Source organism: Prodigiosinella aquatilis, assembly GCA_030388725.1.
GTDB classification, from domain to species: Bacteria; Pseudomonadota; Gammaproteobacteria; order Enterobacterales; family Enterobacteriaceae; genus Prodigiosinella; species Prodigiosinella aquatilis.
In genome coordinates, this window is sequence record CP128857.1 from 4,091,768 (window position 1) to 4,105,591 (window position 13,824).

Here is a 13,824-nt window from a genome sequence, read left to right on the forward strand (position 1 = left end):
GAAACATTAAAAAGAATCTGAAAAATAACCTATCTCTTGCAATGTCACTCACTACGGGCATTGATGTATTGCGATACTCCCTGTATATGGAACCGTTTCTGTCAGACTAGCGGCTATTGTATTAACGATATCATTCATTAATCAATAAACATCTACATTTAAAAGGTGCTTATACATCGTATAGGTTACTTATGAATGAGAAAAAACCACAACGCAAACCACCGAAATAACGGATCAAAAAATAAACCACTATCTCATTTAATAAAAACTGACGATAAATGAACACTGAATTGAATGAAACTTTAATTTAAAAATGGCTCGTAAAGCATCTCTCCATGATTCCGTGCATTACCGATAATTAAACCTTAAACAGATAAAAAATAATTTAATATCAACATATTATCATTATCTTATGTTTTAGTATTATCCATATTCACAATACTAATATTTTGCAATTCATGAAGATGGCCGCAACCAATAAATAACCATGCTAAAAAATATTAATAGCGCTATATGTCCATGCAAAATAGCATAAAGGTTCAGGGTTACTCGCCACGGACCTGGTTACTGTATACAGCGGATAACCCTGTTCAGTAGCGATGCGGTAATCTGCTACAGAATCCTTACGCTGATAGGTGCTGAACCACTCAACGCCTGAGACTTTGCCAACTATCATTGAGTGCTGGTGATACCGTACAACGTGCTTTGACGCTCCAGCATCTGCCCACCGTCACGCGTTAGAGGCGTCCAGCCCACCATACCACGACTGGTAGTTGGATTCAGGAAGAACAGATCAAACGGAATAGAAACATAGATACCTTTGGTGAAGCTGCCTTCACCGTATTCTGCTGCACTAACATTTGTTTTCGTCACATAGGCCCCTACGACAATACCACTATCAAATCGTCGCGACAGATCCAGCGTAACACCTTTATCACCGGCCAGGTAACGTCCGAAGCTGATCTTCGCCAACCCGCCTTTCAGGAATGGCAACTCCCAATAAGTCGTCAAGTGCCCAGTTACAACATCATAATCAGCCAGTCTCAGAGTATCATTCCAGTCACGCTGCTTGACATAGTTTATATCCAGCCCAACTGCCCAGCTCCGTCCATATGGGCGATACAATACTTCACCACCAACGCCGGCATACATCATCTCCAGATAGCCACCATATATCTGGCTATACCACCCCTGAGCCAACTGGTCACGGCGGTTCAACTGTAGATTGGTCAACAACACATCTGATGAAGTGACATATTCACGTATCCAGGTGCGTACACGAGGTAGTGAGGTACCATCACTCGGAGGCGTCTCATAGTTGAACTTATCGTAATTATTGATGATGTTAACCAACACCGAGCCATCAACACTCCAGTTGTCGTTAAGATAGACATGCCCGGAAGCATTGGCCGCTAACTGATACATATAAAAGGATTCTGGTCCGCCCAGAGACTGCGTGAGCGACGGGTCGATAGAGAAGCTGAACCGTTTGGGAACCGTATTCAGCACTTGCTGCCCCTGAATCCCATACGTCGGCTCACGGTATAATGCTTCCGGCTCGGGTTGCCCCAGCGGGGTCGAGGCCGTCTGCTGCTGGCGCAGCGCATTAGCATCAACATATACACTACCAATTGGCAGTTCTTGATTCTTCGTCACAATATGGTATTCGCTAACGCTGGCCGGCACATGGTTTGCCAGCACTATCGCCGCCCGCTGTGACGCCTCATCCATATTCCGGTATTTGTCCTGACTGGCCACCAGCGTTACCTGTCTGCTATCTGCATAAATATCCGCCTGCCCATAGCCCGCTTTATCATGCAGCTCTGTCGCTACCTGATTCCAGTTTGTACCACCTTGTTTATCCTGTACCGGTGCGTAAACGGGCATCTCATTGTGCAAATAATGAGGCCGGAGCTTATTGAAATTAGTACGCAACGTGATGCCCCACATCAACGTATTACCACGCTCCCAGGAAAGCGACGTATCCAGCGCATCCCCAAGTCGATACACCAGACCAACATTAATCGGAGAATCCTGATGAATACGCCCAGCAAACTCGTTACTGTAGTCATTACTATCGTATTCCAGCTTCAGACGTAACGGATCCCATGGCGTTTGATACTCAATGCCACCAAATACCGCAGCGGGGCCGTGGAAAAAGTTCTTCACCTCAAACTGACCGCCCTGTCCGCTGAAACTATCGTCCCGAGAACAAAAACTGTTGGACACTGAACAGAACGGATTGGAGATATTGCCGCTCTGGGCCATGTTTCCCCAGCCGATGCCCATAGTGAAATCAAAAGCCCCAAAGCGCTTACTGCCCACCACATATTCACTGTCAAACAGCCCGTTACCCGCGATATCGCGAAAACCGATGGAAACCTGAGGAAACAGCCTATCTTCCCGCCATAACCGGGCCTTTACGTCAAAACTCTTATCCTTATATGACTGTTGGCCACTAAAGCTTTCAATGTTGCTATAGAGTCGGGTACGTACATCGGTATAGCGTATCGTCGCTTCCAGCCAGTCCAATACCTGCATGGAGATCGAATAGCGGCGATATTGATCGTTATCACGATAGTTAGCACTGAACTCGCCAGTATCCGTCATACGTGCTGTGGGCATTTGCAATAAACCGACACCACCAAAATCGCCCTGGGAGACACCTGCCGGTCGATAGTAGTCGTTTGGGTTCGCCTGGCTGGCCAGGTTATCTTCCAGAGGGCTGGCGGCTCGAGCTTGCGACACCAACAGGCTGCTGATTGCCAACGTCACGCAACCCAGTTTAGATTCTTTTTTCTTAGGCATTAATGTGGAATCCGGTTAGCAAGATAGTCAGCAATCTGGTCATTCAGGGATGACATGTTTTCAGGCAGTATCGTGGGATCGAAGCCAACAAATAGCGTTTCTCCCGCAGCGGGCTCAATATGTTTCCGGTTCCATATAGCCAATGGCACTTTGCGCCAGGTTCCGGTGCCGCTGATGAGATAACCGTAATTTTTATCGGCACCCGGTAGCCAACGATACCCCTGAACATACTGGTCAACAGACCAGCCGGACTTCAGTTTCACATCCTTGAATACATGTGGCGTACCGATATCAATATTCAAATTGATCAAACCGAACAACGAGAACGTTTCGGTATAAGGCGTCAAATACAAGGAATACTGTCCAACCAGCGGGCGATTATAGTTTACAAAAAGTCGTACTCGATCCGGGTCCAGATCCGTCCTGATACGTCCGACAATGTCCACACTCTTCAGGGTTTCGGCCAAGTACCAGGCGGCAATAGCATAATCGCCATCCTGATTACGCCATGAATTCTGTAGCGAATATAGTTGCTCCTGAATATCATCCCCCTGCGCCTTAGCGTGTTCGGTATAGGAAGGTGTCGTAATCAAAGCCGTTTGCCAGTTTACATTCGCGGGTAGCGCCTGCTGCGTGTAAAACTGCGCCAAACGAGTACCATCTGCCAGTTGAATGGAACGAGGAGCCTGATCAGCATAATGAACGGTCAATGTCGCAGCACTTGCGGCACTGCTCGCTAGCAGCAGGGTGGCAGTTATACGTTTAAACATCAGCATAAAACTCACTATTTTGCATACGGCTTTAACAGGGTGAATTCAACCAAATCCATATCAGGTCCCATATACTGAAGGCTCTTGATAACTTGACCACCTACAGGGTCAAGCCAATAGTGGTTGGTGTAAGACTTGTTGAGAGCAGGAACGGTGATCTGTTCGTCAAAACGTACCAGCTGGCGGGGCTTATCCAGGATAGTCACGGTTTCATTACCGATACGTTTAAATCGAGACTGCACCTCATATCCGCCGCGGAATACCAAACGCCAGCTTATGCGTGTATGCCACTGTTTTGGCGTATCCGGGTTCAGCAACCCCAATGTCAGCGGGTCTTGCGCAAGATTGGTGACCCGCAGGATATCCTCCCCCAGATCTTGGGTTTTTATCAGGCGGCCCCCTAGTGAGGTCGTTACGATACCTTTATCAGCCGAGAGCCACTTCAGTTGCTGATTTTCCGCAAAAGCCAGTACCACAAAAGCCCTCGGCAATTTACCCAACTTCAGATAGGCGGAAGCATAAGGAATTCGGGCAACCTGTTCAGGCGTGACAGAGACCCCCTTCGTCCCCCAGATAGCCAGCCCGACAACTTGCCTTACTTGTGCCTGCTGCTGTGAACACGCAGAAAGGAAGAGAACAATCCATAAAGTGCGAATAAAGTGCTGCGATTTTTTTCGTATCATTAAATATTGTTCTCGCCCGCTCGCCATCACGAAATAATGAAAGGCCACTGAAGTGCCTTTGACTTACAAAATATCAACCACGAGTAGAAGTGGTTGTAGAGGCGGTCGTACCACTACCACTGTTAGAGTTGCCGCTATTAGACGCGACAGCCACACCGACACCGATAGCCGCGACAGTAGCAATCCCAGCAGCTATCGCACCGACAGTCAGACCGCCAACCGCTGTCGCACCTGCGACACCAGCACCAGCGGCAATGCCACCAGTGCCCGCAGCAGTAATACCCGAGCCAACGACAGTGCTACCAGTACCTGCGGCGGTACCACCAGTACTTATAGCGCCTGGGGTAATACCACCGGGAGCAGCAAAGGCGCTGGTTGACATCGTCAGCGCGATGGTCAACGTAAGGAGAGTTTTTCTCATTTTTGGGTTTCCTTATTTATTTCATATGAAATACAACAAGCAAAACTAACCCATAGAAAAATATCCTTTTTCTTATTACAGATATATTAATGAGTTGGTTTACCTGTATTAACGCTTACCAGTGTCAACAGTACTATATTGTGGAGGAAATAATAGGGGGTATTGAATAAATCAGATTAAGCAATAATATCCTTTATAATTAGTTAGATATATCAAAATACATACATTTTATGGCGTACTGGTTCGTTATTTCGTTTAATGTGCCGATTACCACCATCGCCTCTGCAACTTGTGCATCGTAATTCTGTAATGTCAGAAAACAGAAATAGGCCTTTTATTCGATGCATTGCTATTTTCGCCACTGAACGCCTGTAGACCAAAGATCCCTAGGTTGAGGTCACTACCTTGCGTTTCCTGTGGGTCTGGCGAATAAGACCGAGGTTTTGAAACCGATATCGACGGACTTGACCCGTTTGCTGACGCAGGTGTAATCCGGGCAACAAAGAGAAATCGCCATCAATGTAGAAAATGGATTAATAAGCGCCTGAGCCATCTCCCAGTTGTGGTAAGTCTTGTTCGATTTATTCAGTAATGCCGCTATACCCGTCATACTTCAAGTTGCAGGTGTGTTGGCGGCGTTCGTTCACCCGAATCACTTACCTGAGTAAGCGCCTCGGGATTCACTCTCTTTCCGCCTTCCTGCAACTCGAATTATTTGGGGTATATACATAAAAACCCAACACCAATATCCCGAAGGCATGCCATTGCGTTACAAATACGATATGTTATATTATAACATTAAATTTAAGGGGATCGTATGAGCAGCTTGTATTCCTTTTCCACACTCAGCCGGCTAGGCATCGTCTGTCCGCTGCTGGTCGTCTTGTGGTGCTTGATCTGGTGGGCGGTGTCATTGGCATGATTGCATTACATTCACTTTCATTTGGCTATCGCGGTCTGCCCGCTTTGGGAACACTCAACGGCTGTTTTGACCGCGGTTCGCTGACCGCTATCGTCGGTGCCAATGGGTGCGGAAAATCTACGCTGCTGAAGACACTGACCGGCTTGCTACCGCCACTGGCCGGGCATTTTTGTCTGGCCCCGGAAGCCAGAAAGCACATCGGTTATTTACCACAGCTGTCGGAATTTGATCGCCAGTTTCCCATTAGTGTCAGCGATTTAGTGCTGATGGGCTGCATGCCGCACTGCGGTATGTTTGGCCGCATTTCCAAACACTGGCGGCAGCAGGCGACGCAGGCTCTCGACACCGTTGGCATGTTACCCTTTTCCCATCATCGCATCGGCACATTATCCGGCGGTCAGCTACAACGCATTCTGTTTGCTCGCCTGCTGGTGATGCAATCCCCGCTTATTCTGCTGGACGAACCGTTCACCGGGATCGATACCCAAACCACCACAGCACTACTGCGGGTTATTCAACAATTACACAAAGAAGGCCGTACGATTCTGGCGGTATTGCACGATCTGGATTTGGTGGAAAACCACTTTCCCCGCGTGTTGATGCTAAATGCGGAAGACCCTCGCTGGGGCGATTGCCATGAATTGCTGAGCGCTCCCGCTTCCCCGCTACCGGGCGTGCCATCATTAAGGGTGGTGCAATGACGTTATTCCATCTGCTAACCGAGCCGTTCAACGACTTCGGTTTTATGCGCCGGGCATTGGTTGGTTGTGTGGCATTAACTTTCAGTGCTGCTCCATTGGGTTGCTTTTTGTTGTTACGTCGCATGAGCCTGGTGGGTGATGCCCTGTCCCATGCGGTACTGCCCGGCGTGGCTATCGGGTATCTCATTTCCGGCATGTCGCTGGTAGCGATGGGGATTGGCGGGTTTATTGCCGGGCTGGCGGTTGCCATGATGTCTGGGCTGGTCAGTCGTCACACCGAATTGAAGGAAGATGCCAGCTTCGCCGGATTTTATCTTGGTTCACTGGCGCTGGGTGTGACGCTGGTTTCCTTACGCGGTTCAAGCGTCGATCTACTACATGTGCTGTTTGGCTCCATTCTGGCGATTGACCAGCAGGCCTTGCTGGTCATCGGCGGCATTACCACATGTTCAGTGTTGATACTGACCATCATTTATCGGGCGCTGGTGATAGAATCCTTCGATGTTACATTCCTGCGAATTTTCTCTATCCGCACTCGCGCCGTGATCCACGCGCTGTTCTTATCGCTGGTGGTACTCAACCTGGTCGCCGGATTCCAACTGCTCGGCACCCTGATGGCAGTCGGCATGATGATGTTGCCTGCCGCCTGTGCCCGTTTCTGGACGCAACGGCTGGCCACGATGCTGACGCTGGCCGTTACACTGGGCAGTATCGCCAGCGTGATCGGCCTGTTCTGGTCTTACTATGCCAATTTACCTGCCGGACCAGCAGTGATACTCACCGCCACCTTATTCTTTTGTATTTCGGTATTTTTTGGTTCCAATGGCGGCATGTTACGTACCCGCTATTGATTATCACCACTCATGAGAGGGAAAAAATGAAACGTTCTGCTCTGGTTATAGCGCTGTCCGGTTTACTGCTCAGTCCATTGGCGATGGCAAAAAATCTGGATGTTGTGGCGAGTTTTTCTGTATTGGGCGATATGGTCAGCCAGATTGGCGGCGAGCACGTCACCGTTACCGATTTAGTGCAGCCAAATGGTGATCCACATGAATTTGAACCCTCCCCCAAAGACAGCAAAACACTGGCCAGCGCCAACGTTGTTTTCGTCAGCGGACTGGGTCTGGAAGGATGGATGAATCGCCTGATCAAAGCGTCCGGCTATAAAGGGCCGGTTGTTACCGCATCCACTGGCATTCATCGTCTGAAAATGGATGAAGATGGTAAAACCGTAACGGATCCACACGCCTGGAACAACATGGGCAATGGGATTGTCTATGCTCACAATATCATTGATGCACTAGTGAAGGCTGATCCGCAAAACGCGGATTATTATCGCCAACACGGGGAAAGTTATGTTCAGCAATTACAAAAACTGGATGATTATGCCAAGAAAACCTTCGCCAGCATTCCTAAAGAAAAACGCAAGGTACTGACCAGCCACGATGCTTTCGGCTATTTTTCCGCCGCTTATGGTGTGACGTTCCTGGCGCCAATGGGTTATTCCACCGAGTCGGAAGCCAGTAGCCAGACAGTCGCCAAGCTGATTACTCAAATTAAGCAGGAGCACGTGAAAAGTTACTTTATTGAAAATCAGACCGATCCGCGGCTGGTGAAACAGATTGCCAATGCCAGTGGTGCGAAGCCGGGTGGTGAATTGTTCCCGGAAGCCCTGACCGATAGCAATGGACCGGCACCCACTTATACCGCCGCGTTTAAACACAATGTGGACACCATTGCCGCCAGCATGAAATAACGTCCCGCCACCTTGCCCTGCCTGGAAAAATCCGGGTGGGGTATTTAATCTGCATACTGCCCTTCGATCAGCCAAGCTAAAATAAGGTTATTTATTCCGTACAATATTTATATACTACAAATGATTCAGGTTGCAGGAAGGTGGCTTGCAGCGGCTTCAAAAGGGCGATGCCCAGGGACAGAGTAATTAAGCGCGGCCAACGTACATGTAACATGAAAGATGACGAGTATATTTATGTTAGGCCATTTGTATTCCTGACCTATATAAAGGGGAAGAAATGTTGAACTTCGGCGTATTTTGTGGTTCATCCATTGGTAATAATGCTATTTATCGTCAAAAAACAGAGCATTTAATTAATTATTTAGTCGGGAAAGAGTGCAATATCGTCTATGGCGGCGGGAAAGTAGGATTAATGGGCTTAGTGGCTGACACAACGATAAAAAACAATGGGATTATTACCGGTGTCATGCCAAAGCATCTGGTAGATAAGGAAATTGCGCACACCCAACTCACTAAACTTATCGTTACTGATGATATGCATCAGCGTAAATCAAAAATGGCCGAATTAGCGGATGCTTTCATTGCATTACCAGGTGGCGCCGGAACCTTGGATGAGATTATTGAACAGTGGACCTGGTCTCAGTTAGGCATTCATAATAAGCCCTGCATTTTATATAACGTCAATGGTTATTTCACCGCGTTTATCGATTTCCTGCAAAAAGTGGTCGGTGACGGTTTTATGAAAAAAGACTATCTCGATATGCTTATTATTTCAGAGGATCCACAGGATATTCTGGAAAAAGCAATGACCTATATGCCACCACAGACTAAATGGCAGAAATAAGCGGATCAATATACCCAAAAGGCGACAAGCGAACATAGCCAACGCCGCTGCGACGCGAAAGATGACGGGTATCACGCCATTCCCAGACTGATGCGTGGTGACATCCGGCAGGCAGGTAGAACCATCATGTTCCTGCCGGCCATCAGCGCATCGGCAAATTGATTTACCCCTGCCGAAGTAGTACCATTTCGATAATTTTCCTTATTCTATAAGTAGTTGGTTCTTCTATGCCAATCATTCAATCGGTAGAACGCGCTTTACGTATTCTGGATCTTTTTAATGAATACGATATTGAACTCAAGATTACGGATATCAGCACCAAAATGGGCTTACACAAGAGCACATTGCACTCTCTGCTGAAAACGATGCAAATGATGGGTTATATCGATCAGAACAGCGAAAATGGCAAATACCGGTTGGGAATGAAGTTGGTCGAACGTGGCAATTTGCTGATTAACTCCATTGATATTCGTGAAAAAGCGCGCAGCTACTTATTGGATTTATCCTCACAAACCGGCCAGACCACACACCTTGCCATCCTTGATGGTAAAGAAGGTGTTTATATCGATAAGGTAGAGGGCAAATTAGCAGTAATTACGTTTTCCCGTATTGGCCGACGCCTGCCTATTCACGCTACGGCAATAGGTAAAGCATTGTTGGCGTTTAATTCCGAACAGGACATTAATGCTCTGCTGAAAGATTATGTTTTTACCCGCCAGACACCCAATACCATTATTGATCGTGACGCTTATCTGAAAGAGCTGGAACTTGTCCGCCAGAATGGTTATGCGCTGGATAATCAGGAGAATGAACAAGGCGTTAGATGTATTTCAGTACCGATATGGAATCATTCACGTCAGATTATCGCCGCCATCAGTATGTCCACGCTGACCAATCGTGTGACCGATGCAGAAATCAACGACTATATTGTGTTGCTGAAAGCAGCGGCCAAAGCGCTTTCCCAGCACCTCGGCTACAATGACGCTAACGGTTGAACCCGGTTGTTTCGCTTCATTCAGCATCTCTTGATGCTTATCATCCGCGACCAGCCGTGACTCTGGTGGATAAACGGGAAACCGCTCTTCGCACCAGAGTCGTTAGTCAGACAAGCCGTCGATTAGGCGGGCATTTAATCAGACCACCATATCAAGCAGCAAAATCAGAGCCAGTCCGGCAACCGAAACAATGGTCGATAGCAGCGTCCAGGTAGCGAACGTCTCCTTCATAGTCAGGCCGAAATACTCTTTTATCATCCAAAAGCCCGCATCGTTGACGTGAGAGGCTATCGCACTGCCTGCCCCGGTAGCCAACGTGACCAGCGCCAGATTGGCATGACTCTGCGCCAAGGTCGGAATGACCAGCCCGGCGGTGGAGATGGCCGCCACAGTGGCAGATCCCAGAGAAATACGCAGAATCGCCGCAACACTCCAGGCAAGCAGAATCGGGGACGCCGAAGAGCCGGAAAATAGCTCAGCCACATATTTCCCGACACCGCCATCAATCAGTACCTGCTTAAACGCGCCACCGCCGCCAATAATCAACAGCATGATACCGATATTAGCCGCCGCCACACCGCACGACGCCATCAGATCTTTCATCGCTATTCCCCGGGACAAGCCCATGGAATAGATGGCGAACAGCAACGAAATCACCATCGCGACAGAAGCATTCCCCAGCAGTTTAATTAATGCCAGCGCAGAATTATCCACCAACCCGGTTTCCTGTTGAATCATGGAAACGATGGTCGCTATCGACATTAATATTACCGGCAACATGGCGGTAAAAATACTGATCTTAAATCCCGGTGTATCCTCCAACTGGAAATTTTTGAGTGTTCCCAGTGAATCAATATTTCCGGTTTTTTTGAAGCCTTCTGGCACAATGACTTTCGCCACTCGGTTGAATACCGGGCCGGCCAACACGACAACCGGTGCGCCGACAAGAATACCGTAAAGCAGCACCGTACCAATATCCGCGCCATATTCACCGGCAATCATGGTCGGGCCGGGATGCGGCGGCAGAAAGCCGTGAGTCACTAATAGCGCCGCCGCCATAGGTATTCCCAAATGAAGAATAGAAACATTCAGTTGCCGGGAAATAGTGAATAATATGGGAATCAGCAGTACCAGGCCGACTTCGAAAAATAGCGCGATGCCGACAATAAAGGAGGAAATAACCACGGCCCACTGAATATGACGTTCACCAAATTTATGGATCAAGGTTACCGCAATACGGTGCGCGCCCCCTGCGTCAGCAATCAGTTTTCCCAACATGGCCCCGACGCCGAAAATAAGTGCAATATGGCCCAGAGTTCCCCCCAACCCGGTTTCGATTGATTTAATGACACCGTTAAAAGGGATCCCCAGAGCCAGTGCAACCCCAAAGGCCACAATAAGCAATGAAACAAAAGTATTTAATTTTAACTTCATAATTAAAATAAGCAGAACAACGATACCGATGCAAACAATAAGCAGTGGCATATTATTAACTCCAGATTTTTATAGTATTAAAGGTAAGATTTATCATCGTTATTTATATTTCCCTGGTGATAAGCAGTATTCCCCTCCATAATTAATTGATCATGTAATGGATGCATTATTCATCTTTAAAATTGCAGTCGAATTGGCACATCTTTTTTTCATCTTTAAAATCATTAGAGATAAAAACAAAGATAAAAAAACAGCGTAATGGGCTATGACGGATAACCGCCTATTATCTCCAAAGAGAGAAGGGAGTTATCGCGCCATATTGATCTTCAGTCAGACTGATTTATTTTTATCTGTGGTGGAATTATTTATTCAACGCAGCCATCCCCGCCTGTAACACACGGATAATTTCATCGGTATCATAAATGCACCCTTTCCAGGTCCCGCCGCTGACGGCCTGTAGTGCCGACCATAAGCGGGTATCATCGGGCAATTCAGGATGAGGCATCAAATCAGGATGAGAATGGCGCTGGGCCAGCACAGCCGCACCCTCTTCCGGCGTTAGCGGTTGTTGTTCACTGCCGATAAAATTAACCGACCCCACCAGCCGATCACGATCAATAATAATTTCAATCAGATCACCATCACGTAGTTTTCCAATCGGGCCACCGACCAACGCTTCAGGCCCGACATGACCAATACAGGCGCCGGTGGAAACACCAGAAAAACGGGCGTCGGTAATCAGCGAAACATGTTTACCATAAGGTAGATGCTTCAGTGCGGAAGTCACTTGATAAGTCTCTTCCATACCGGTGCCGGATGGCCCACCGCCCATGATCACCATAATATCGCCAGCATGGACCTCATCCTGTTTGATCACCTTGATCGCCTGTGCTTCAGAGGTAAAGACATTAGCTTTCCCGGTATGACGGTAGACACCATCCACCCCCACGACCGAGGCATCGATAGCCGTGGATTTGATGACGGCACCTTCCGGCGCGATGTTTCCCACCGGGAACGTGATGGTCGAGGTCAGTCCTTTATCATGCGCCTGCTGCGGACTCATGATCACCTCGTCAGGATGAATACCATCCAGCTCCTGCAAACGCTGGCGGAATATCGCCCGTCGTTCCGATTTTTCCCACCAATCCAGATTGGCGCCCAGTGTTTCACCGGTAACCGTCAGCACATCTTCATGCAGCAATCCCAGTTGGCGCAGATGGAGCATCACTTCCGGTACGCCACCGGCAAGAAACGCCCGCACCGTCGGATGATAGACCGGGCCATTAGGCAGCACACTGACCAGACGCGGAACCCGGCTGTTGACGGCGGTCCACTGCGCCACCGTAGGTATACGGCATCCTGCCGCGTGAGCAATGGCCGGAATATGCAACAGTAAATTCGTCGAGCCACCGAAGGCCGCATGGACAGTCATCGCATTTTCGATGGCTTTATCGGTCAGGATATCTCGGGTCGTCAATCCTTTACGTTCCAGTATGAGTGCCGCACGCGCAGACTGACGTGCAATCTCCAGCCACACTTCTTGCCCCGAAGGAGCCAGCGCCGAATGGGGTAACGCCATGCCCAATCCTTCCGCCACAACCTGCGATGTGCCAGCCGTGCCAAGAAATTGGCATCCGCCTCCCGGTGACGCACAAGCACGACAGCCGAGTTCCGACGCCTCTTGCAGAGTCAATTCATGGTGGGAGAAGCGCGCACCTATTGTCTGCACTTTACCGGCGTCGTCCCCATGAGTTGGTGGCAACGTTGCGCCGCCCGGTACAATAATCGTCGGCAACCGGTGCATAGACGCCAGAGCAATCATCATTGCCGGCAAGCCCTTATCGCAGGTAGCGACGCCGATCACCGCTTTGCGGGTGGGCAGTGAGCGAATCAGACGACGGAACACGATCGCCGCATCATTACGGTACGGCAGAGAATCGAACATTCCGGTGGTTCCCTGCGAACGGCCATCACAGGGATCGCTGATATAACCCGCAAACGGTACACCGTGATGACGGGTCACTTCTTCGGCGGCGGCACGCATTTGCATACCGATTTCCCAGTGACCGGTGTGGTATCCCAACGCAACTGGTGAACCGTCGGTGTTACGGATCCCGCCCTGCGTGCCCAGGATCAGCACTTCGCTGCCCAGCATCTTGTTCGGGTCCCACCCCATACCGGCATTGAGTGTCAGACCAAAGATATTGCCGCTTGGCGAATCGATGAGCATTTCCGGCGTCAGCGGCAAAGCCCCTTGCGGCCCGGCAGCGTGCGTATGAATATCGTAGATCTGTGCATTATCGTGATTAAAAATAGTCGAAATAGACATGGCTTATTCACTTATCAGTATTGAATGATCATTATCATTTTCATGGGTAACGATGGTAACGACGCCCATCCGCAGCGTTATACCCAATAGATTTCAAAATACAGGAAGGCGGCAAGAGAGCGTCCCGATGAACTTACTCAAGTAAGTGATTCGGGACATAA

At 48.8% G+C, this 13,824-nt stretch carries 11 protein-coding genes; 5 read left to right on the forward strand and 6 right to left on the reverse strand.

Going from position 1 to position 13,824, the window contains the following annotated elements:
* Positions 1-672 precede the first annotated feature (672 nt).
* The 4 genes from PCO85_19125 to PCO85_19140 form a co-directional block, all read right to left on the reverse strand.
* Complete coding sequence (locus PCO85_19125) at positions 673-2,808, reverse strand: YjbH domain-containing protein (protein ID WJV53255.1); 2,136 nt, start codon at positions 2,806-2,808, stop codon at positions 673-675.
* The gene (locus PCO85_19130; GenBank protein WJV53256.1) at positions 2,808-3,578 is read right to left on the reverse strand and encodes a capsule biosynthesis GfcC family protein; all 771 of its coding nucleotides are present in this window, start codon (positions 3,576-3,578) and stop codon (positions 2,808-2,810) included. Before PCO85_19130 ends, PCO85_19125 begins: the two co-directional genes overlap by 1 nt.
* 14 nt (positions 3,579-3,592) lie before the next feature.
* Positions 3,593-4,261: a YjbF family lipoprotein gene (locus PCO85_19135; protein WJV53257.1), complete on the reverse strand. Its 669-nt coding sequence runs from the start codon at positions 4,259-4,261 to the stop codon at positions 3,593-3,595.
* 73 nt (positions 4,262-4,334) lie between these two features.
* Positions 4,335-4,682 carry a hypothetical protein gene (locus PCO85_19140; protein WJV53258.1) on the reverse strand — a complete coding sequence of 116 codons (348 nt, stop codon included), beginning with the start codon at positions 4,680-4,682 and terminating at the stop codon, positions 4,335-4,337.
* 918 nt (positions 4,683-5,600) lie between these two features.
* Between PCO85_19140 and PCO85_19145 the strand changes: the two genes are divergently transcribed.
* The 5 genes from PCO85_19145 to PCO85_19165 all read left to right on the forward strand — a co-directional run bounded on the left by PCO85_19145 (position 5,601) and on the right by PCO85_19165 (position 9,900).
* Positions 5,601-6,305 carry an ABC transporter ATP-binding protein gene (locus tag PCO85_19145; GenBank protein WJV53259.1) on the forward strand — a complete coding sequence of 235 codons (705 nt, stop codon included), beginning with the start codon at positions 5,601-5,603 and terminating at the stop codon, positions 6,303-6,305.
* Positions 6,302-7,156 (forward strand): metal ABC transporter permease, encoded by an 855-nt coding sequence (locus tag PCO85_19150; protein WJV53260.1) that lies wholly within the window; start codon positions 6,302-6,304, stop codon positions 7,154-7,156. Before PCO85_19145 ends, PCO85_19150 begins: the two co-directional genes overlap by 4 nt.
* Before the next feature lie 26 nt (positions 7,157-7,182).
* Positions 7,183-8,061: a metal ABC transporter substrate-binding protein gene (locus PCO85_19155; GenBank protein ID WJV53261.1), complete on the forward strand. Its 879-nt coding sequence runs from the start codon at positions 7,183-7,185 to the stop codon at positions 8,059-8,061.
* 277 nt (positions 8,062-8,338) lie between these two features.
* A complete protein-coding gene (locus PCO85_19160) occupies positions 8,339-8,905 on the forward strand; it encodes a TIGR00730 family Rossman fold protein (protein ID WJV53262.1) in 567 nt (188 codons plus the stop codon).
* Between the two features lie 227 nt (positions 8,906-9,132).
* Positions 9,133-9,900: an IclR family transcriptional regulator gene (locus tag PCO85_19165; protein WJV53263.1), complete on the forward strand. Its 768-nt coding sequence runs from the start codon at positions 9,133-9,135 to the stop codon at positions 9,898-9,900.
* 138 nt (positions 9,901-10,038) lie between these two features.
* Here the strand turns inward: PCO85_19165 and PCO85_19170 are convergent, their stop codons facing one another.
* Positions 10,039-11,385, reverse strand: a complete 1,347-nt coding sequence (locus PCO85_19170) for a gluconate:H+ symporter (protein WJV53264.1) — start codon at positions 11,383-11,385, stop codon at positions 10,039-10,041.
* Between the two features lie 310 nt (positions 11,386-11,695).
* Positions 11,696-13,663, reverse strand: coding sequence for a YjhG/YagF family D-xylonate dehydratase (locus PCO85_19175; protein WJV53265.1), 1,968 nt, complete (start codon positions 13,661-13,663; stop codon positions 11,696-11,698).
* Between the last annotated feature and the right edge of the window lie 161 nt (positions 13,664-13,824).